The sequence below is a fragment of the Streptomyces griseorubiginosus genome, from assembly GCF_001514195.1.
GTDB classification, from domain to species: domain Bacteria; phylum Actinomycetota; class Actinomycetes; order Streptomycetales; family Streptomycetaceae; genus Streptomyces; species Streptomyces griseorubiginosus.
The window spans coordinates 937,621-956,558 of the sequence record NZ_KQ948734.1; the positions used below are offsets into that span (position 1 = coordinate 937,621).

19 protein-coding genes are annotated in these 18,938 nt (G+C 71.5%); 9 read left to right on the top strand and 10 right to left on the bottom strand.

The window, feature by feature from the left end; genetic code table 11:
• Positions 1-7: 7 nt before the first annotated feature.
• A complete protein-coding gene (locus AQJ54_RS04215) occupies positions 8-877 on the bottom strand; it encodes a lysozyme (RefSeq protein ID WP_062233969.1) in 870 nt (289 codons plus the stop codon).
• A 232-nt stretch (positions 878-1,109) separates the two neighbouring features.
• Between AQJ54_RS04215 and AQJ54_RS04220 the strand changes: the two genes are divergently transcribed.
• Positions 1,110-1,604 (top strand): MarR family winged helix-turn-helix transcriptional regulator, encoded by a 495-nt coding sequence (locus tag AQJ54_RS04220; protein WP_062027163.1) that lies wholly within the window; start codon positions 1,110-1,112, stop codon positions 1,602-1,604.
• 599 nt (positions 1,605-2,203) lie between these two features.
• Here AQJ54_RS04220 and AQJ54_RS04225 read toward each other — a convergent pair.
• The gene (locus AQJ54_RS04225) at positions 2,204-2,992 is read right to left on the bottom strand and encodes a protein phosphatase 2C domain-containing protein (protein ID WP_062027161.1); all 789 of its coding nucleotides are present in this window, start codon (positions 2,990-2,992) and stop codon (positions 2,204-2,206) included.
• Positions 2,993-3,364: 372 nt separating this feature from the next.
• On the opposite strand from AQJ54_RS04225, the gene AQJ54_RS04230 reads away from it, so the two are divergent.
• The 5 genes from AQJ54_RS04230 to AQJ54_RS04250 are packed head-to-tail and all read left to right on the top strand — an operon-like array spanning position 3,365 to position 9,001.
• Positions 3,365-6,214 (top strand): sensor histidine kinase, encoded by a 2,850-nt coding sequence (locus tag AQJ54_RS04230; protein WP_062233972.1) that lies wholly within the window; start codon positions 3,365-3,367, stop codon positions 6,212-6,214.
• Positions 6,211-6,714 carry a roadblock/LC7 domain-containing protein gene (locus tag AQJ54_RS04235; protein ID WP_062027158.1) on the top strand — a complete coding sequence of 168 codons (504 nt, stop codon included), beginning with the start codon at positions 6,211-6,213 and terminating at the stop codon, positions 6,712-6,714. The genes AQJ54_RS04230 and AQJ54_RS04235 overlap by 4 nt, the downstream gene beginning before the upstream one ends.
• A complete protein-coding gene (locus tag AQJ54_RS04240) occupies positions 6,711-7,115 on the top strand; it encodes a DUF742 domain-containing protein (protein ID WP_062233975.1) in 405 nt (134 codons plus the stop codon). The genes AQJ54_RS04235 and AQJ54_RS04240 overlap by 4 nt, the downstream gene beginning before the upstream one ends.
• Complete coding sequence (locus tag AQJ54_RS04245) at positions 7,096-7,722, top strand: GTP-binding protein (RefSeq protein WP_030320406.1); 627 nt, start codon at positions 7,096-7,098, stop codon at positions 7,720-7,722. Before AQJ54_RS04240 ends, AQJ54_RS04245 begins: the two co-directional genes overlap by 20 nt.
• A 25-nt stretch (positions 7,723-7,747) precedes the next feature.
• Positions 7,748-9,001, top strand: a complete 1,254-nt coding sequence (locus AQJ54_RS04250; protein ID WP_062027154.1) for a styrene monooxygenase/indole monooxygenase family protein — start codon at positions 7,748-7,750, stop codon at positions 8,999-9,001.
• On the opposite strand, the gene AQJ54_RS04255 is transcribed toward AQJ54_RS04250, so the two are convergent.
• The 3 genes from AQJ54_RS04255 to AQJ54_RS04265 all read right to left on the bottom strand — a co-directional run bounded on the left by AQJ54_RS04255 (position 8,974) and on the right by AQJ54_RS04265 (position 11,144).
• Positions 8,974-10,080, bottom strand: coding sequence for a C40 family peptidase (locus AQJ54_RS04255; RefSeq protein WP_062233978.1), 1,107 nt, complete (start codon positions 10,078-10,080; stop codon positions 8,974-8,976). The genes AQJ54_RS04250 and AQJ54_RS04255 overlap by 28 nt on opposite strands.
• 103 nt (positions 10,081-10,183) lie before the next feature.
• The gene (locus AQJ54_RS04260) at positions 10,184-10,504 is read right to left on the bottom strand and encodes a hypothetical protein (RefSeq protein WP_211278487.1); all 321 of its coding nucleotides are present in this window, start codon (positions 10,502-10,504) and stop codon (positions 10,184-10,186) included.
• Positions 10,497-11,144, bottom strand: coding sequence for a TetR/AcrR family transcriptional regulator (locus AQJ54_RS04265; RefSeq protein WP_062027150.1), 648 nt, complete (start codon positions 11,142-11,144; stop codon positions 10,497-10,499). The genes AQJ54_RS04260 and AQJ54_RS04265 overlap by 8 nt, the downstream gene beginning before the upstream one ends.
• A 293-nt stretch (positions 11,145-11,437) precedes the next feature.
• Between AQJ54_RS04265 and AQJ54_RS04270 the strand changes: the two genes are divergently transcribed.
• Positions 11,438-11,965, top strand: a complete 528-nt coding sequence (locus AQJ54_RS04270) for a GNAT family N-acetyltransferase (protein WP_062233983.1) — start codon at positions 11,438-11,440, stop codon at positions 11,963-11,965.
• A gap of 46 nt (positions 11,966-12,011) precedes the next feature.
• Here AQJ54_RS04270 and AQJ54_RS04275 read toward each other — a convergent pair whose 3' ends face one another.
• Positions 12,012-12,950 carry an AurF N-oxygenase family protein gene (locus tag AQJ54_RS04275; RefSeq protein WP_062233985.1) on the bottom strand — a complete coding sequence of 313 codons (939 nt, stop codon included), beginning with the start codon at positions 12,948-12,950 and terminating at the stop codon, positions 12,012-12,014.
• 90 nt (positions 12,951-13,040) lie between these two features.
• Between AQJ54_RS04275 and AQJ54_RS04280 the strand changes: the two genes are divergently transcribed.
• A complete protein-coding gene (locus AQJ54_RS04280; protein ID WP_062233988.1) occupies positions 13,041-14,153 on the top strand; it encodes a ferritin-like domain-containing protein in 1,113 nt (370 codons plus the stop codon).
• Positions 14,154-14,162: 9 nt separating this feature from the next.
• Positions 14,163-14,924, top strand: a complete 762-nt coding sequence (locus AQJ54_RS04285; RefSeq protein ID WP_248845295.1) for a hypothetical protein — start codon at positions 14,163-14,165, stop codon at positions 14,922-14,924.
• 11 nt (positions 14,925-14,935) lie between these two features.
• Here AQJ54_RS04285 and AQJ54_RS04290 read toward each other — a convergent pair whose 3' ends face one another.
• The 4 genes from AQJ54_RS04290 to AQJ54_RS04305 form a co-directional block, all read right to left on the bottom strand.
• Positions 14,936-15,442 carry a DUF3291 domain-containing protein gene (locus AQJ54_RS04290; protein ID WP_062233995.1) on the bottom strand — a complete coding sequence of 169 codons (507 nt, stop codon included), beginning with the start codon at positions 15,440-15,442 and terminating at the stop codon, positions 14,936-14,938.
• A gap of 158 nt (positions 15,443-15,600) precedes the next feature.
• A complete protein-coding gene (locus AQJ54_RS04295; RefSeq protein WP_062234907.1) occupies positions 15,601-17,064 on the bottom strand; it encodes a peptidoglycan D,D-transpeptidase FtsI family protein in 1,464 nt (487 codons plus the stop codon).
• A gap of 17 nt (positions 17,065-17,081) precedes the next feature.
• Complete coding sequence (locus AQJ54_RS04300) at positions 17,082-18,446, bottom strand: FtsW/RodA/SpoVE family cell cycle protein (protein ID WP_062027138.1); 1,365 nt, start codon at positions 18,444-18,446, stop codon at positions 17,082-17,084.
• 52 nt (positions 18,447-18,498) lie between these two features.
• On the bottom strand, positions 18,499-18,897 hold the full coding sequence (locus AQJ54_RS04305) for an SH3 domain-containing protein (RefSeq protein ID WP_062233998.1): 399 nt from the start codon (positions 18,895-18,897) through the stop codon (positions 18,499-18,501).
• Positions 18,898-18,938: the final 41 nt, after the last annotated feature.

The following is an 18,938-nucleotide window of genomic DNA, read 5'->3' on the forward strand; positions in this document are numbered from 1 at the left end:
AAGCGCGTCAGCCCTTGGCGAGCGCCTGGACGCGGTCCAGGGCCCCGTTGAACTTGTCGTGGTCGCCGACCGTCGGCCCGGAGGAGGTGTACTGCCACATCGTGTAGGTGCTCCACCCCGCCGGCAGCGTTCCGGCGGTCGAGGCGTACCGGGCGATCCACAGCGGGTTGGCGGAGAAGCCGGCGTAGTTGCCGGTGCACTGGGACCACCAGGTGGTGGAGGTGTAGATGACGGCGTTGCGGCCGGTGCGGGCCTTGTACTGGTTCAGGAAGTCACGGATCCAGCTGACCATCCCGCTCGTGCTCTTGCCGTAGCAGGTGTCGCCGTACGGGTTCCACTCGATGTCGAGGGTGCCGGGCAGGGTCCTGCCGTCGGCGGACCAGCCGCCGCCGTGGTCGACGAAATAGTTCGCCTGCGTTGCGCCGGACGTGGTGTCCGGGGTCGCGAAGTGGTACGCGCCGCGGATCATCCCGACGCCGTAGGCGCCGGTGTACTGCTGGGAGAAGTAGGGGTTCGTGTAGTACGTCCCCTCGCTGGCCTTGTTGTACGACCAGCGGACTCCGCTGTTCCACAGGGTCGTCCAGGAGACGTTGCCCTGGTAGCTGGCCACGTCGACGCCCTCGGTCTGGGCGGCGCGGGTGCCGGTGGGCAGGCCGTCCTGGCCGTCGTGGGCGGCGACGCCCATGCCCATGCGGGCGGTGCCGCGGGCGGGGGTGGTGGGGGTGTTGGTCGTGGTGCCGGCGGTGGCGCTGGCTGTGGCGTCGGGCGACTCCGCGGCCGACGCCGGGGTTATGGGCACCAGCGCGCATACGGCTATGAGGGCGCCGGCGAGGAACGCGCGCCGTGGGCGGGGGGATCCGGGTCTGTGCACGGGCATGGCGGGCCTCCGAAGGGCTCGGTGATGCTCGGTGGGGGAACACCCGGCCGGGGTGTGTGGCGTGGGCATGCCAGACATCGCCCGGTCAAGAAGCTACGCACGGCTGTGAGCGGCTGGGAAGAGGGACCGGTTGCTGCCGTTGGTCTAGCCCTGCGAAATACTTACGGAGCTGCGGCTACGGCGCAATTTGGCGCAAACTTTCAGAACCGGGAAATCCGAGGCAGGGGCTGACGTGCACGAAGACGGAAAGGGTGGCGCGGGCCGGGGTGCGGCAGACGCCCCGGCGAGCGGTGTGGACCAGCCCGGATTCCTGGCGCTGGAACGCGAGTTGACCGTCCTGCTGCGGCGCGCCCGGGCCAACCAGGGGGAGATGGCCCGCGAGGTCCACCCGGACCTGGAGTCGGCGGCGTACGGCCTGCTGATCCGTCTGGATGAATGCGGCCGTCAGCGCGCCACGGAACTGGCCGGGTACATCGGCGTCGGCAAGGCCACGATGTCCCGCCAGCTGCGCGCCCTGGAGGAACTGGGCCTGGTCGCCCGCGAACCGGACCCCGCGGACGGCCGCGCCTGGCTCGTCGACCTCACGGAGGAGGGCCGCACCCGGGTCCACCGCGTCCGCGACGCCCGCCGCGCCCGCTACGCGGGCCGCCTCGCCCACTGGAACCCGGCAGAGGTCACGGAACTGGCCCGCCTCCTGCACCAGCTGAACCGGGGCATGGAGAAGTAGCGAGCGTCCGCCACTTGGCCGAGCCGAGGGGCTGCACTGGTCCGCAGCCACGGGGGGCGTCGGGCGGTCGGGTGATCTGCTGCGGCTGCTGGGACGCAGGGCGTCGGTGGATCAAGTTGCCCTTGGCGCGGAACGGCGAGCGACTCGCCGAGCGGCTTGCCGCAAGCGGTGTGCCGCGTTGCCCGTGGCGCCGGCTGAGACGGTCTGCGTCCCGCGGCAGCGCCGGGTCGGGCCGTCCGCGTCGGCCGGGCGGGTGGTCCGGCGTCGGGTAGAGCGAGCTGTTCGCGGCACCGGGCCGGGCGCCCCCGGAACCCGGTCGAGCGCCCCAAGGCACCTGGTTGCTGCACCTGATCGGGCGCCTCGGACACCTGATCGGCCAATCGGCCGTCCCTTCTCACCCGTTCGGACCTCCGCGGCACCGACCCGCCTGCGTCACCCGATCAAGCGCCCGCCCCCTCTTCACCCGGCTGAGCCGCCCCCACCCGTCGAGCACTCCGTCCCACCTGGTCGAACCGCCCGCCGTCCCGTCGAGCCCCCGCCCCCACCCCCTCGCGCGGCCCGACGCACCCCATCGACCCCCGACCAGCCCCGCGCCCCCCTCACAGCTCCGCATAGACCACCGTCGCGTCATCGTGGGTCTTGGCCCGGCCCAAGCGCACGCGTGCCTCCGCGTCCTCGCGTTCCAGTTCTCGTACGCGGTCCACCAGGGCCTGCGCGCTCCGCTGTCGTACGAAGGTGAGGCAGTCGGTCCAGGTGCCTTCCTCGAAGCGCTCCACCCAGCGGGCCGCGCCGTCCGTGAGCGCGGCCAGGGTGCGGACCTCGGCGCGGGGGAGGGAGCCCGTCACCGAGCGCTCGGCCACCGAGGGATCCGCGGCCGCCGTGTAGAAGCCGCCCTCCTTGTTGCGGAGGTGGGTGTCGACCAGCGCGTCCGTGGCCAGCGCGGCACGCGGGATGCGCGCCAGCCGGTCGTCCAGCACCGGCGTCACCACCCCGGCCGGGGACTCCACCAGCAGCATCGAGTCGGACAGGACCAGGTACTCCACGGCCGACGGCGACCACCGCGCCATCGCCACCGTCGCCTGGGGCGTGCGTGGGTGAGAAAGGTCACAACCTTCACCGTGTGACCGAGCTGTGCGCACGATGGCCCCCGACAGCACCTCCACCAGCGGAACATCCATGAGCGAAACGGCCAGTTCGGTCAGCGCCCCGCCCAGTCGGGCCGTGAACCAGTGAACCGAATGCAGACACCCGGTCCCGCTCCGCGGCGGCGTCACCCCGTCGAGCACGACCAGCACTCCGCCCCGCCCGGACGCGGGCAGGGCGACACTCGCGAAGTCCTCGTTGGGCCGCTGGACATCCCCGGGCTCCGTGACAAGTTCCGTACGCATTCGGCCAGTCTGCACGACCCCTTCACAAGCTTCGCCAAAGCCCGGCAACGGTCGCGGAATTGACGCACACGCGCAGGTCAGACGCCTGGTTTAGGAGGGATTGGCGCACTCCGGCCCGACGTGGTGGCGAATCCTGCCATCGGTTCTCCCCGGCGTCCAACCGGCCCACCGGACCCGACACGCGCGCGTGTCCCAGGAACTTGCCCGCCAACTCCCCGACGGGGTTCACTCCTTCGGGTGGCGGCTCAGGCGATGCTCGCCCACCGCCCACCGGCGCTGGGAGGGTCGGGAATCGCACCCCGGTGTGCACACCAGTTGACGGAGCGTCACTCCGGGCCCATGGGTTTCACGAGTTCAGGAATGCGAGCAGCGGTGCAGAAGACGCGGCCTCGTCGCACAGGCAAGCAGACGGCCTCCGGCACGGAAGCGGAGCGCACACCCGTCGCGCCCGGCGCCCCCGAGACCCCCGTCGGCAAGGGCCGCCCCACTCATGTCCGCACCCGGCTGATTCTCGCCGTCGCCGTCGTGGCCGCCGCGATCGCCGGGGCCGGCGTCCCCTCCCTCGTCACCGCGTCCGGGGACCTCCACGACTCCCAGGACCTGGTGACGCTCGCCGAGCAGACCCAGGACGCGCTCGACCTCGCCCACGCGCTCGCCGACGAACGCGACGAGGTCACCCCCTACATCGCCGCCGGCCGCCCCAAGTCCAAGGCCCCCGGCGAGCAGTCGAGCGCCCGCGTCGACCGCCAGATCGAGGAACTGCGCGCCGACACCGACCTCTCCCCGGCCCTGCGCGGCGACCTCGACGACATCGCCGCCGTACGGCACTCCGCCCTCACCGGGAAGTCCACCGCCCTGGAGGCGCACAGCGCCTACTCGGCCGTCGTCACCGAGCTGCACCGGCTCGCCGAGGAACTGGCCGCGAGGACACCGCCCCGCGCGGGCTCCGGCGCCTACGCCCTCGCCGAGCTCGACTCCGCCGTACAGCAGGCCGCCGCCACCCGCGGACTGCTGCTCGCGGCCCTCAGCGTGCCGACGACGACCGAGAGCGTCTACAACCCCCTCACCGGCCTGACCGACACCAAGAAGGTCACCTCGGCCGCCGACGCCAAGCAGCGCGACGCGCTCAGCGCCGCCGCCCAGCAGGCCCGGCTGCGCTCCGACGCGGCCCTCGCCGACTTCCAGGACTCCGCGCCCGCGGCCGCCAAGGCCAGCTTCGACTCCACGGTCACCGGCCCCGACGTCAACTCCGCCGACAAGTACCTCGCCGCCCTCACCGACCAGCCCACCCTCGCCGGCGGCGAGCTGGGCACCAGCACCGCCAAGCTCGACGACGCCCTCTCGGCCCGCGTCGACCTGATGCGGGGCGCCGAGTCGGCCCTCTTCGACCGCCGGGTCAAGGCGCTGGAGCAGCTGCGCGACGACGACGTCACCGCGCTGGAGCTGCGCGTCGCGATACTCGGCGCGCTGATGCTGCTCGCCGTCGGCATCGCCACCGCCATGGCCCGCACCCTCACCCGCCCGCTGTCCGTGCTGCGCCGGGGCTCCGCGCGGCTCGCCGGGGCGGAGGACCCGACCACCGAGGAAGCGGTCTCCTTCACCGGCCGCAACGACGAGTTCGCCCAGGTCGTCCGCTCCGTCAACGCCCTGCACGCGCACGCCGTCGCCCTCGCCGAGCGGATCACCACGCTGGAGGCCGACCGCAAGCACCTGGTCGGCCAGCGCCAGAAGATGGCCGACGCCCGCGAGCAGCTCAAGGGCGAACTCGCCGAGTCCGCCGCCCAGCTGACGCGTCTGCGGGGGACGATCGGCGCCACCTTCGTCAACCTCGCGCTGCGCACCCTCGGCCTCGTCGAACGCCAACTCGCCGTCATCGAGAACCTGGAGGAGCGCGAGCAGGACCCCGAGCGCCTCGCGACCCTCTTCAAGCTCGACCACTTCGCCACGGTCATGCGCCGCCACAGCGAGAACCTCCTCGTCCTGGCCGGCACGGAACACGTCCAGCAGAGCGCGGGTCCGGTCCCGCTGGTCGACGTCGTCCGGGCCGCGGTCAGCGAGATCGAGCGCTACGAGCGGGTCCGTATCGCCGCCCTGCCGCCGCACGCCCATGTGGCGGGCTTCGCCGCGGACGACCTCTCCCACCTGCTGGCCGAACTGATGGAGAACGCCACCGCGTTCTCCCCGCCCGACCTGCCCGTCGAGGTCTCCGGCTGGCTCCTGGAGAGCGGCGAGGTCATGCTCTCCGTCCAGGACGAGGGCATCGGCATGACCGCCGAGCGCATGACCACGCTCAACTCCCGCCTCGCCGCGTTCGATCCCGAGGCCGCCTACGAGTCGTACGACGAGGGCGACGAGGGCCTCGGCCTCGGCCTGTACGTCGTGGCCCGCCTCGCCCACCGGCACGGCGTCCGCGTGCAGCTGCGCGAGCAGAAGCAGGGGGGCGTGGCCGCGGTCGTCGTCCTCCCGGGGCCCCTGCTCTCCGCCGCGCCCGCGTCGGCCGTACCGGCCGCCGACGCCCCGGGGACCGGCACCACCCACACCTTCGCCCTGCCGGGCGCGGACGCGGAGGTCAACTCCAACGTCCTCAGCGGCCGTTCCCAGGGCGACCCACTGGTCACCCTGGCCGAGCAGGCGGTACGCGAGCAGGCGGGGGATTCCCCGGCCGAACATGCCGTGCGCGAGCAGAGGGCGGACGCTCCTGCCCACGAGGCCGTGCGCGAGCAGAGGGCGGAGGCTCCTGCCCACGAGGCCGTGCGCGAGCAGAGGGCGGACGCTCCTGCCCACGAGGCCGTGCGCGAGCAGCCCGCGGAGTCCCCGGCCGAGACGACGATGGAGCTGCTGGTACCGGTACCGGCCCAGGACACCCCGGAAGCCGCACCCCAGGACCCGCAGGCACCCGCACCCGCCGCCGAGATCGAGCACACCCGCGCCGACGAGGAGCCGCGCGCCGACGAGGAGCCCCTCACCGACAAGGGCCTCCCCAAGCGCACGCCCAAGATCACCACGCCCACCGCCCCGGTCCCGCGCCGACGCAACACGTCGGTGGACGCCGAGGCACTCCGCCGCAGGCTGGGCGGCTTCCGTCGGGGGGCGGAGGCCGGTCACCGGGACGTGGAGGCAGAGATCAAGGAACGAACCGGCGAGACCAAGCTGCCGGCCGCAGAACACCGCACCGCATCCGAAGAAGCCACGGGGGGCACAGTCGAGGAGGCAAGCAGTTGACCGCGCCCAGTACCTTCGGACTGAGTCGTGAGGCCCGCAATCTCCACTTCCTGCTGACGAACCTGGTGGAGGAGGTCCCCGGCGTCCAGTCCGTCGCCGTCGTCTCCTCCGACGGCCTGCTCCTGCTCTCCTCCGACGCCGATCGGAACGCGGAGGCACGCGAGGCCCGGGAGGGCAAACCCGCCGGCCCGCGCGGCTCGTCGGCCGACCTCGCGACCATCGTCTCCGGCATCGGCAGCCTCACCCTCGGTGCCGCCAAGCTCATGGACTTCGGTTCCACGAAGCACACCATGATCGCGATGGACGACGGCAGCCTGTTCGTGATGTCGATCAGCGACGGCTCGCTGCTCGGCGTGCACGGCTCCGCGGACTGCGACATGAGCGTGGTGGCCTACCACATGGCCCTGTTCGTCGGCCGCGCCGGACACGTCCTGACCCCCGAACTCCGCAGCGAGCTACGGCAGTCGCTGGAGAACGAGGGGACGGGGAGCACCCGATGACGAACCTGCCCGAGCTCCCCGTCCGCGGCGGCGACCGCAAACCCGCGCGCGTACGGCCGTACTCCCTCACCGGCGGCCGCACCCGCTTCGGTCACGTCCTCCTGGTCGAGACCTTCGTGGCGGCTCTCGAAGCGCCCGAGGAGCGCAAGGAGCTGACCAACGGCTCGCTGAAGTCGGTCATGCCGGAACTGCGGGCCATCGTCGAACTGTGCCGCCGGATGCGCACGGTGGCCGAGATCTCCGCGCTGCTGAAGATGCCGCTCGGTGTGGTCCGGGTGCTGCTCAGCGACCTCGCGGACCAGGGAAAGATCCGTGTGTACGGCACCGGTACCGCTCACGGTACGGGCCGTCCCGACCGCGCTCTGCTGGAAAGGGTGCTGAGTGGACTCCGTCGCCTTTAGGGACCTCGCTCTCGAGGACACCGACGACAACCTGAAGTCCTGGCAGACGGACCGCACCCGGGCGCCCGTCGCCACGAAGATAGTCGTGGCCGGCGGCTTCGGCGTCGGCAAGACCACCCTGGTCGGCACCGTCTCGGAGATCGAGCCCCTCCAGACGGAGGCGCTGATGACCGAGGCCAGCGAGCAGGTCGACGACCTCACCGGCACCCCGGAGAAGGTCACCACCACCGTGGCCATGGACTACGGCCGCATCACGCTCGACGACGACCTGGTCCTCTACCTCTTCGGCACCCCCGGCCAGGAGCGGTTCTGGTTCATGTGGGACGACCTGGTGCGCGGCGCGATCGGCGCGGTCGTGCTGGCCGACACCCGCCGCCTCAAGGACTCCTTCCCCGCGCTCGACTACTTCGAGAGCTGCGGACTGCCCTACGTCGTCGCGGTCAACCACTTCGACGGCAGCGAGCTGTTCGACCCGCAGGACGTGCGGGAGGCGCTCACGGTCCCCGCGCACATACCTGTCATGATCATGGACGCGCGGCGGCGGATCTCGGTGATCGAGACACTCCTGTCCCTCGTCGGCCACGCGCTGGACGAGACCCCCGAGTAGTCCATCCTTAGGAGCCATCACCCGCATGCGGAAGATACTCGTCGTCGGAGCCGGCCAGTCCGGACTCCAGCTCGCCCTCGGCCTCCAGTCGCACGGCTACGAGGTCACCCTGATGTCCAACCGGACGGCGGACGAGATCCGTTCCGGCCGGGTCATGTCGACGCAGTGCATGTTCCACACGGCACTCCAGCACGAGCGCGACCTCCAGCTGAACTTCTGGGAGTCCCAGGCCCCGAAGATCGAGGGACTCGGCGTCTCGGTGGCGGCCCCCGGCTCCTTCGACCCGGGCCCCTCGCAGCGCGCGATCGACTGGCTGGGCAGGCTCGACGGGTACGCGCAGTCGGTCGACCAGCGGGTCAAGATGGCCGGCTGGATGGAGACGTTCGCCCAGCGCGGCGGCCAGCTCGTCATCCACGGCGCGGCCGTCGGCGACCTCGACTACTTCTCCCGCACCTACGACCTGGTACTGGTCTCCGCCGGCAAGGGCGAGCTGGTGTCGATGTTCGCCCGCGACCCCGAGCGCTCCCCGTACACCGAGCCGCAGCGCGCCCTCGCCGTCTCGTACGTCCACGGACTGGGCCCGCGCCCCGAGCACCCGGACACCGAGGCGGTCCGCTGCAACCTGGTCCCGGGCGTGGGCGAGCTGTTCGTCATGCCGACGCTCACCACCTCCGGGCGCGCCGACATCCTGTTCTGGGAGGGCGTTCCCGGCGGCCCGCTCGACGTCTTCAACGGCGTGAAGGACCCGGCGCAGCACCTCTCGCTGACCCTGGAGCTCATGGAGAAGTTCCTGCCCTGGGAGTACGCGCGCGCCACGAACGTCGAACTCACCGACGCCGGCGCCACGCTGGCCGGCCGGTACGCGCCCACCGTGCGCAACCCGATAGGGCGCCTGCCCGGTGGGGGACTGGTCCTGGGCGTGGCCGACGTCGTCGTCGCCAACGACCCGATCACCGGGCAGGGCTCCAACTCCGCGTCCAAGTGCGCCGCTTCCTACCTCGCGTCGATCCTGGAGCAGGGCGAGAAGGAGTTCGACGAGGAGTGGATGCGGGGGACGTTCGAGCGGTACTGGGACACCGCCCGGCACGTCACCAAGTGGACCAACGCGATGCTCGCCCCGCCGCCGGAGCACATCCTGAACCTCATCGGCGCGGCAGGGCAGCTGCCCCCGGTGGCGGACCGTTTCGCCAACGGCTTCGACAACCCGGCGGACTTCGAGGAGTACTTCTACGAGCCGGAGAAGGCGGGCGCCTACCTGGCCTCGGTCGCCGGAGCCTGACCGCCACCGTCCGGCCGTACGGCTCCGAGGATCGGGTGGGAGGCGATGGGGGACACCTTCACCCTCTGGCCCGTCCTCGGGGCCTCGATGACCTTCCCCTTCCCCAGGTACATCGCCACGTGCGTGGCCTCGGGGAAGTAGATCACCAGGTCCCCCGGGCGCAGGTCCTTCAGCTCGACCCTCGGCAGCCGCGCCCACTGCTCCTGGCTGGTCCGCGGGATCCGGGTGCCGGCGTGCGCCCAGGCCTGGGAGGTCAGGCCCGAGCAGTCGTACGTCCTCGGGCCCTCCGCGCCCCACTGGTACGGCTTCCCGAGCTGACGGCGGGCGTACTCCAGGGCTTTCTCGCCCTTCTTGGTCGACTTGCGTTCCCCGTGGCCGAGGGCGCCGGAGGTCGTCAGCTCCTCCTGCGCCCTCGCCACCCCCTTCTCCTCGAACTCGGCCAGCCGGGCGAGCTGTTCGGCGGTGAGGGACGCGAGGAGGTCCTCGACCTCCGTGAGCTTCTTCTGCACGGCGTCCCGTTCCGTCTTCTGCCGCGCGGCCAGGGTGAGCTGGTCGTCGAGCGCTCTGCGGGCCGTCCGGGCGAGCCCGTCGGCGCGGTGCTCGGTGCCGGTGAGGCGGCCCACCGTCTTCGCCCGCTCCGTCGCCAACCGGCCGATGACATGGTTCTGTTCGAGGGCGTGCTGGGGATCGCGGGCCAGCAGGAGGCGGACGTACGGGGAGATGGCGGTGACGCTCTGGTACTGCTGCCGGGCCAGCCGCCCCGCGGCACCCCGGCTGTCCTGGAGGGAGAGCCGGGCCCGGGAGAGGGCGGTGTCCAGACGCGTCACCTCGGCGCGCTTCTCCCGCAGCCGCTCCTCGGTGGCGTTGTAGGTCTCGGTGGCCTTCTCGGTCTCCTGGTACAGCCGCTGAAGATCCGTCAGCAGCTCGGCCACGGTGCGCTCACGCGGCTCGGGCTCCGGTACGGCCACGGTGTGCTCACGCGGCTCGGGCTCCGGTACGGCCACCGCCGGCAGCGGTGCGAGGACGGTGCCGGCCACCGCAGCCGCCGTACACACCAGACGCAGAAGCCTTCCTGACACGTCATCACCTCCCGTGCGGAGCAGCCCCTCTGTTCCGCACGGCGAGCATCAGCCGGTGCTCAGGTTTTCGCGCGCCGGGTGTGGGCGGTTCGGCGCAACCTCGTCACCCGTCGGTGTCGGTCGGCTTGCCGGGCTTGCGGGGCTTGCCGGGCTTGGACCAGGGCCACTTCAGCCCGCCGTCCGCGTCGCCCTCGGGGGCGTACTCGTACTTCCACCCCTTCTGGATCCCCAGCTTGCTGTGCCCCCTGGGCACCCGGCGGTACACCAGCACGGTGGGCGGGCCGCCGGCCGCGTCGGGGACCGGGATGCGGTACGTCTTCGGCGGGTGGCCCGTCGGTCCCAGCAGCACGGGCAGCACCCGGCCGTCCATGGGGCCGCCCTCGAAGGGGGTGTCTTCGCTCTTCACGGCACCAGTGTCAGCCATCTGCCGCGAGGGCCGTGACCAGCGCGGCGGTCTCCGGGTCACGGTTCGCGGTCACGGACAGCACCGCCACGAACTGCTCGACCAGCCAGTCCCGCAGCTCGGCCACGGGCGGCTGCTTGCCCTCGTCGAGCCAGATCAGGGAGGCCGCCTCCACCGCGGTGATCCACATCCGTACGGTCATGCGGAGCCGGAGACCGGGGTCGCCGACGCCGAGGTGACGGAGGATGTGCTCGGCCGCGGCCCGCCGTACGCCGTCCACGATGGCGGTGGTCCGGGACGTCTCCACGACGCTGCCGCCCTGGAGCAGCGCGCTGAAACCGGCGTCGTGCTCGTCGACGAAGGCGAGGTAGCGGTCGAGCGCACGGGACAGGCGGGTCAGGAGCGGGCCGTCGAGCGGCTCGTCGAAGCACTGCTCCAGTTCGTCGGCGGCGGACCTCAGCGCGGCCTCGTAGAGCTGCTGCTTGCCGCCGGGGAAGTACCGGTAGACGAGGGGACGGGAGACGCCGGCCGCTTCCGCCACGTCGTCCAGGGACACGTCCTCGGGGGCGCGGTGCGCGAACAGGCCGAGGGCGGCCTCCAGCAGCTGACTGCGTCGCTCCTCGACACTCAGACGGCGGTAGGCGGGCGCGGCAGGGCTCATGGATGCAGCGTAGTCCGGCGTCGGCGGGGGCGTCGTGGCTGGTCGCGCGGCCGGGAAGTCCGGTGGTCCAGGTGGTCGGCGCGCGGCGGGAAACCCCGGTGGTCGGCCTGGGGCCGGGAACCCGGTGTTCGGCTCGCGGCCGGGGAGCCGATGCGCGGTGCGTGGCCGGGACCCCGTGCTTGGCGTGCGGCCGGGAACTCGATGCCCGGCGCACGGCCGGGATCCCCTGTGGTCGGCGTGGGGCCGGGGAAACCCGGTGACCGCCGTGCGGTGCCCCCGGATACGGTCGGGCCGTGCCCGAGCTGAAGCGGCTGCATGCCCGTCACGCCCCGGCGGTCCTGGCCTTCGAGCTGGCCAACCGCGCGTATTTCGCGGCCTCGGTCTCCGACCGGGGTGACGCCTTCTTCGCGTGCTTCACCGACCGGTTCGCGGCCCTGCTGGCCGAGCAGGAGGCCGGTGTCTGCGCCTTCCACGTGCTCGTCGACGAGGACGGCTCGGTGCTCGGCAGGTTCAACCTGCTCGACATCGAGGACGGTACGGCGCAGCTCGGCTACCGGGTCGCCCAGCACGTGACCGGCCGCGGAGTGGCGACCGCGACCGTACGGGACCTGTGCCGGCGGGCGCCGGACGCGTACGGCCTGCGCACCCTGCGGGCGGCCGTCGCCCACCAGAACCTCGCGTCCCGCAAGGTCCTGACCAAGGCCGGGTTCATCGCGGCGGGCCCGGCCGGCCCTGCCGACCTCGGCGGCAAGCAGGGCACCTGGTACCGACGCGACCTGACACTCCGGGCGGGGGAGCGGGCGGGCGACGGCCACCGCTGAGCAGCTCCACCCGGGCCCGCCCCGACCCTCAGAACCTCAGAGACCTTCAGGCCAGCAACCCCGACGACTTCCACAGCCGTCGCCCGACTCCCCGCAGCACGCCGATGTCGTCCAGGAAGTCGGTCAGCCGCTTCGCGCCGGTCTGCATGACCTCCCTGCGGTGCCCGCTCGCCTTCACCTGGGCCAGCGCCTCCCGCCGGTCGAGGCCGAGGTTCGTGTAGACCTCGGGGTTCACGAAGGCCACCGAGAACACCCGGGCGAACTCACCGGAGGTGACCCGGGTGAACTCCTGCGACCACCGCGGGGCGGTCAGCATCTGGCGCCGCAGCTCCTCGCGGGCGTACCGCACATGGCGCGCCTCCTCCACCACATGGATCCGCGTCACGCCCCTGACCAGCGGCTGGACCCGCTCGTCGGGGAAGGTCAGCCGCTGCATCCAGTCGAGGACCTCCTCGCCGAGCAGCGTCGCGGTGAAGGACCCCGGGGTCGTGGAGATCGTCTTGAACAGCCGGCCCAGCTGCTGGTGGCCCCGGCTCACCGGGTACCAGGGCGTCCCGCCCCGGGTGATGAGCCGCGCGAACATCTTCGAGTGCCGGCACTCGTCCTCGATCTCGGTGAGCGCGTACCGCACATGGGCGCTCGTCGCCGCCTTGTCGTAGATGTGCCGGCACAGCAGCTGCATGAGGATGATCTCGAACCAGATGCCGAGCGAGGCGAGCGCCGCGGCCTCGTGCTGCGACAGCAGGATGCGCTGCTCCTCGCTCATCCGCTTCCACATCGGGGTGTCGTAGAGCGAGACCAGTTCCGGCGGCCAGAACCACTTGCCCTCCTCGAAGGGCGCGTCCCAGTCCAGTTCCTCGTCCGGGTCGAAGGAGTGCTTCGCGGAAGAGTCGAGCAGCCGCTCGGCCACCTGCTCCCGGTCCTTGAGCAGACCGAGCGCGTCACGCAGCCCAGCGAGCGCGTCGACTTCTGTCAGACTCGTCATGGCACTTATGAGACTGGATGTCAGCAAGGCCGTCAATCCCCCGCGCGCGACTTGTTGACCCCGCGTCTACGAAGGAGCAGCCTGCGGGACATGCCGACTTTCGACCTGTACACCACGGATCCCGGGGACCCCCACTGGCAGGTACCGGCGACGGGCAGGGCCCGCTTCAGCTGGGAGTACGACGACGGCCGCGAACGCCTTCTGGCTCTTTACCAGAAGGGCAAGGACAAGCAGTGGGACGGGCAGAAGCGCATCGACTGGGACCTGGAAGTCGATCCGCACGACCCCCTCGGCACCCCCGACGAGTCCATCTCCCTCTACGGCACCAAGTACTGGACGAAGTTCACCGACCACGACAAGGGCGAGCTCCGCAAGCACCTGGCCTCCTGGCAGTTCAGTCAGTTCCTGCACGGCGAGCAGGGGGCGATGGTGTGCGCCGCGCGGATCGTCGAGTCCGTGCCCGACCTCGACGCCAAGCTCTACTCGGCGACCCAGGTCATGGACGAGGCCCGGCACGCGGAGATCTACGGCCGTTTCCTGCACGAGAAGATCGGGATGCTGTACCCGATCAACGACAACCTCCAGTCCCTGCTGGGCGACACCCTCAGGGACTCCCGCTGGGACATGCCGTACCTCGGCATGCAGGTCCTCATCGAGGGCCTCGCGCTGGCGGCCTTCGGCATGATCCGCGACACCACCGACAAGCCGCTGCCGAAGCAGATCCTCGCGTACGTCATGCAGGACGAGGCCCGTCACGTGGCCTTCGGCCGCATGGCGCTGCGGGACCACTACCGACAGCTCTCCGACGCCGAACTGCGCGAGCGCGAGGAGTTCGTCATCGAGGGCTGCTATCTGATGCGCGACCGGCTGCGCGGGGTCGAGGTCCTGGAGAACTTCGGCATCCCCACGGCCGAGGCCGAGGAGTACTCCGAGCGGTCCGAATTCCTGGCCCTGTTCCGCCGGTTGCTCTTCTCCCGGATCGTCCCCTGCGTCAAGGACATCGGCCTGTGGGGCCCACGCATCCAGCGGGCCTACGTCGACATGGGCGTCTTCGAGATGGGCGACTCCAACCTCGACCTCCTCATGACCCAGGACGAGGAGATCGCGGACCGCCTGGAGACGGAACGCTTCGAGAGGGAGGAGCGGGAGCGGGTCGCGGAGGTGATGGAGGCGGTCGAGGAAGGGGCCACTCACCTGGCGTAACGTACGGGCATGCCCGAACAGCCGTACGGCCCGACGCCGGTGCCGCCACAGCAACAGCCGTACGGCGATCCGTACCCCCAGCAGCAGCCGAATGGCCGGGGAGCGCCGCCCGTCGCCCCACCTCCGAAGAGGCGCCGTCTCTGGTTGGTCCTGGGTGTCGTGGGCGGAGTCGTCGGCACCGGGGTGGCGGGCCTGGCCGTGGGCGCCGTGGAGGTGGCGAGCGGCGTCGGTTACCCGAAGGCCGAGTACACCCTCGCCGTGCCCGAGAAGCTGGTGGGCGGCCGCTACGAACTCGACGAGGACTCTTCCGGTTCCGCGGAGTCCAGGGGGATCGAGAAGGAGGCGGACGGCGAGTGGGGGGTTTACAAGGACCTCAAGACCGTCATCGGGCAGTACAGCTCGGCGGGTGACGACAGCAAGGGCACGCTCGTGGTCTCAGGTCTGTACGGGCGCTTCAAGTACCCCGGCCGTGTGCGCAAGGACCTGATGGAGGGCGCGGCAGGCGAGGGTTCCCGCGTCGTCGTACCGGCGAAGAACTTCCACCCGGCCGGCGCCGACGGGATCACCGTCACGTGCGAGGTCCTCGTACAGAAGGGGGAGCGCATGAAGGTGACCCTTCCGGTCTGTGGCTGGGCCGACGGCAACACGGGCGGCTGGGTGACCGAGGTCATCACCGCCAAGGCGAGCCAGGACCCGGCCGAGGCCGACCTGAGCGCGTTGGCGACGCTGACGGCCCAGGTCCGCTCCGAGATGCGCAAGCCGATTCGCTGATCACGCAAGTCCTACGCGGGGCAGCCCAGTTCCTCCGGGACCGTGCCCGCGACCGGCTCGTCCGCACCCGCCGGGAACAGTGTCCGAAGCGTGAAGGCGTACGGAGTGGGTCCGTTCGCCCGCAGGTGCAGCAGGCGGGACTCCGCTTCCGCGACCGTGGGGCGGTGGCCCGCCGGGACCCACCACAGGGCCACCATCGCCTCCTGGACCCGCTCGAAGAACTCCCTGCGGCGGGCCAGCATCTCGCGGTGCCGGCCCTGGTACATGTACGCCTTCAGCGCCTCGGCGTCCCGCCACACCGACATGTTGATGATCAGCCATTCGTCACCGAACACGGCGATGTCCGTCGCGTCCCCGGTCTCGTCCTCCAGCCGCCAGACGAACCCGTCGGCCGCGTCCGCGTCGGCGTTCACCGGGTCGAGGTTGTCGACGAAGTCCTTCAACTGAGCCGAGTCCAGCGGGGCTTTGAGTCGGCCGATGTTCACCTGGGCGAGTTGGTACGGGGCGGCTTGAGTCATGTACCGAACGTTAGGTCGGTGCCTCGCGCCGCCTCAATCCCCGTCTCACCCCTTGGAGCGGAGCAGCGCCTCAACCCCCGTCCCGTTCCTTGGAGCGGAGCACCGCCTCAACCCCCGTCCCGTTCCTTGGAGCGGAACACCGGCTCGCCCCCCCCGTTCTACTCCTTGGAGCGGAGCACCGCCTCCATCACCGCCCGCGCGATCGGCGCCGCCACCCCGCCCCCGGTGATCTCCCCGCGGTCGGCCGCCGCGTCCTCCACCACCACCGCCACCGCGACCTTCGGCTCCACGTCCCGGTCGCCCTGCGCCCAGGACACGAACCAGGCGTACGGCGTCCCCGCGTTGCCGATGCCGTGCTGGGCGGTGCCCGTCTTGCCGCCGACGGTGGCCCCCGGGATCGCCGCGTTGGTGCCGGTCCCCTCCGTGACCACCTGCGTCATGAGCTCCCTCAACTGCGCGGCCGTCGACGGGTACATCACCTGCCGCCCCGGCCGCGGGCCCGCCGTCGCCACCGTCGTGCCGCGGCTCGTCGTGGTCCGCTCCACCAGGTACGGCGTGCGCAGCTGACCGCCGTTGGCGACCGCCGCCGAGACCATCGCCATCTGGAGCGGGGTCGCCCGGGTGTTGTACTGACCGATCGACGACAGCGCCAGCTGCGCCTTGTCGACGGTCGGGTCGAAGGTGGACCGGGCCACCGAGAACGGGATCCGCAGCGCGTCGTCGTTGAAGCCGAAGGCGTGCGCGGTGGCCGTCATGTCCCCGACCCCCACGTCCACCCCGAGCTTGGCGAACACCGTGTTGCACGACCACCGGAACGCCTCCCGCAGCGAGAGGTCCTCGCAGCCGTCCGACTCGTTGGTCAGCGAGGTCCGGGTGCCGGGCAGGCGGTACGGCGCGGGCGAGTCCGTCGGCGCGTCCAGGTCCGTCACGACCCCCGCGTCGAGGGCCGCGGCCGCCGTGACCACCTTGAACGTCGAACCCGGCGGATAGGTCTGCCGTACCGCCCGGTTGAGCATCGGCTTCTCCCGGTCCGCGTTGAGCCGGGCCCAGGACCGGCCCACCCCGGGGTCGTTGCCCGACAGCACCTCCGGGTCGTACGACGGCGAGGACACCAGTGCCAGGATCCGCCCCGTCGTCGGCTCCACGGCCGCCACCGCGCCCTTGCGCCCGGCGAGCCCGCGGAAGGCCGCCTGCTGCGCGGCCCCGTCGATCGTGGTGACGACGTCCCCGCCCGGGTTGCGCCGCCTGGTGAAGTCGTTCCACAGCGCGAACGGCGTCAGCAGCGGGTCCGAGCCGGACAGGACCCCGTCCTCGGTGTGCTCGAGCAGGGTCGTGCCGTACTCCTGCGAGGCGAAGCCGGTCACCGGAGCGAACAACGGCCCGTTGGCGTACGTCCGTTCGTAGCGCAGCTGCTCCCCGGTGTCCCGGGATCCGGTGACCGGCCGTCCGTCGACCAGGATGTCGCCGCGCCGCAGACCGTAACGGGCGATGACCTCACGGCGGTTGGCCGGGTTCTCGTCGTGGGCGGCCGCCTCGAAGACCTGGACGCGGGTGGCGTTGACGAGGAGCGCCACCAGCAGCAGCGCGCAGAAACAGGCCGCGTGCCGGATGTAGCGGGCCATGCCGGGACCGTGCGTGCTCATGGGGCCTCCGTCCCGTCGTACTGGCGGCGGGCCGAGTCGCTCACCCGGATCAGCAGCGCGACGATCGCCCAGTTGGTGACGACCGAGGAGCCGCCCTGGGCGAGGAACGGCATCGCCATGCCGGTGAGCGGGATCAGTCCGCCCACCCCGCCCGCGATGACGAACACCTGGAGCGCCACGATGGAGGCGAGCCCGGTCGCAAGGAGCCGCCCGAACGGGTCGCGCAGGGACAGCCCGGCCCGGTAGCCGCGCTCCACGAGCAGGCCGTACAGCAGGAAGATCGCGGACAGACCGGCCAGGCCCAGCTCCTCGCCGGCCGTGGCCAGGATGAAGTCGGACTTCGCGGCGAAACCGATCAGGACGGAGTGCCCGAGCCCGAGCCCGGTGCCGAGCACCCCGCCCGCCGCGAACGAGAACAGGGACTGGGCGAGCTGGTTCGGGCCCAGGCCCGCCTCGATCGACGCGAACGGGTGCAGCCAGTCCTCCACCCTGGTGTGCACATGCGGCTCCAGCCAGCCCACGGCGAAGGCCCCGACGGCGGCCAGCAGCAGCCCCAGCGCGATCCAGCCGGTGAGCCCGGTCGCCACGTACAGGAGCACCACGAACAGTCCGAAGAACAGCAGCGAGGTCCCGAGGTCCCGTTCGAGGACCAGCACGCCCACGCTGATCAGCCAGATCGCGAGCACGGGCCCGAGGACCCGCCCGGTGGGCAGCTGGAGCTTCCAGAACCGGCGCCCGGCGAAGGCCAGCGCGTTCCGGTTGGCGGCCAGGTAGGCGGCGAAGAACACCGCGAGCAGCACCTTCGCGAACTCGCCCGGCTGGATGGAGAATCCGGCGACCCGGATCCAGATGCGGGCCCCGTTCACCGAGGGGAACAGGATCGGCAGGGTCAGCAGGACCAGCGCGGCGGCCACACAGACGTAGGCGTACCGCTGGAGCACCCGGTGGTCGCGCAGCGCCAGCACGACCACGATGAACAGGGCCACCCCCACCGTGGACCACACCAGCTGGGTGGGGGCCGCGCGGTCGCCGGGCGTCTCCAGGTCCAGCCGGTAGATCAGCACCAGGCCCAGGCCGTTGAGCAGCACCCCGATGGGCAGCAGCAGCGGATCGGCGTCCGGCGCCCGCAGGCGTACGGCGAGATGCGCGAGCAGCGCCAGCACGCCGAGCCCGGCGCCGTAGCCGGCGGCGCCGGGCGGGACGGTGCCGTGCCGGGCGAGGCCGACAGCGCAGTAGCCGTACACGCAGAGCAGGACGGCGAGGACGATGAGGGCCAGTTCGATGCCGCGGCGCCGGGGCAGGCGTACCGCGGAAGCGGGGGTGTCCGCGGGTGGGGCCACGGTGGTTCCGGCCTTGGTCATGTCCGGAACTTACCCAAATATCACGGGTTGTCTGCGCTGTTTCCGCGGGGTGTCAGCACCAGCGTGGCGCGGTCCCGAGGACTCGGATGTACCGGGCCGAACCCCAGGCCCAGGTGCCGTCGGTGAGCAGGTACCACTGGCGGTCGCCCTGGACGTTCTGGCCGTTGGTCCTGCAGAAGATGGAGACGACCTCCCCCCGCTCGGCCCACCGGATGATCTGCCCGCCGCGGTTCGGCGCGCTGCGCAGGGCGAGCGAACTGGCCGTCACGACGCCTCTGGACAGCCGCTGGTCGGTGTGGCTCTGGCCCTGGCCCTGGTTCGGGTTCTGGCTCTGGTGGCTCGTCGAGGCGGCGCCGTCCCAGTCGTCGGCGGCGGCAGCGGGCACGGCGAGGGCGGAGACGGCGAGGGCACCGGCGGTGACAGCTATGGAGAAACGCGAGCGCAGGGACATGGGGAGACCTCCGTGGGAGGAGCGACAAACCTGACTGTTCG

Bases quoted from the DNA above. Each gene is read 5' to 3' on its own strand.
- AQJ54_RS04225 (WP_062027161.1), bottom strand. From the start codon at position 2,992: ATGCGTACGGAACTTGTCACGGAGCCCGGGGATGTCCAGCGGCCCAAC.
- AQJ54_RS04290 (WP_062233995.1), bottom strand. From the start codon at position 15,442: ATGACTCAAGCCGCCCCGTACCAACTCGCCCAGGTGAACATCGGCCGA.
- AQJ54_RS04240 (WP_062233975.1), top strand. From the start codon at position 6,711: ATGACGAACCTGCCCGAGCTCCCCGTCCGCGGCGGCGACCGCAAACCC.
- AQJ54_RS04300 (WP_062027138.1), bottom strand. From the start codon at position 18,446: ATGACCAAGGCCGGAACCACCGTGGCCCCACCCGCGGACACCCCCGCT.
- AQJ54_RS04260 (WP_211278487.1), bottom strand. From the start codon at position 10,504: ATGGCTGACACTGGTGCCGTGAAGAGCGAAGACACCCCCTTCGAGGGC.
- AQJ54_RS04285 (WP_248845295.1), top strand. From the start codon at position 14,163: ATGCCCGAACAGCCGTACGGCCCGACGCCGGTGCCGCCACAGCAACAG.
- AQJ54_RS04275 (WP_062233985.1), bottom strand. From the start codon at position 12,950: ATGACGAGTCTGACAGAAGTCGACGCGCTCGCTGGGCTGCGTGACGCG.
- AQJ54_RS04295 (WP_062234907.1), bottom strand. From the start codon at position 17,064: ATGGCCCGCTACATCCGGCACGCGGCCTGTTTCTGCGCGCTGCTGCTG.
- AQJ54_RS04215 (WP_062233969.1), bottom strand. From the start codon at position 877: ATGCCCGTGCACAGACCCGGATCCCCCCGCCCACGGCGCGCGTTCCTC.
- AQJ54_RS04305 (WP_062233998.1), bottom strand. From the start codon at position 18,897: ATGTCCCTGCGCTCGCGTTTCTCCATAGCTGTCACCGCCGGTGCCCTC.
- AQJ54_RS04250 (WP_062027154.1), top strand. From the start codon at position 7,748: ATGCGGAAGATACTCGTCGTCGGAGCCGGCCAGTCCGGACTCCAGCTC.
- AQJ54_RS04280 (WP_062233988.1), top strand. From the start codon at position 13,041: ATGCCGACTTTCGACCTGTACACCACGGATCCCGGGGACCCCCACTGG.
- AQJ54_RS04265 (WP_062027150.1), bottom strand. From the start codon at position 11,144: ATGAGCCCTGCCGCGCCCGCCTACCGCCGTCTGAGTGTCGAGGAGCGA.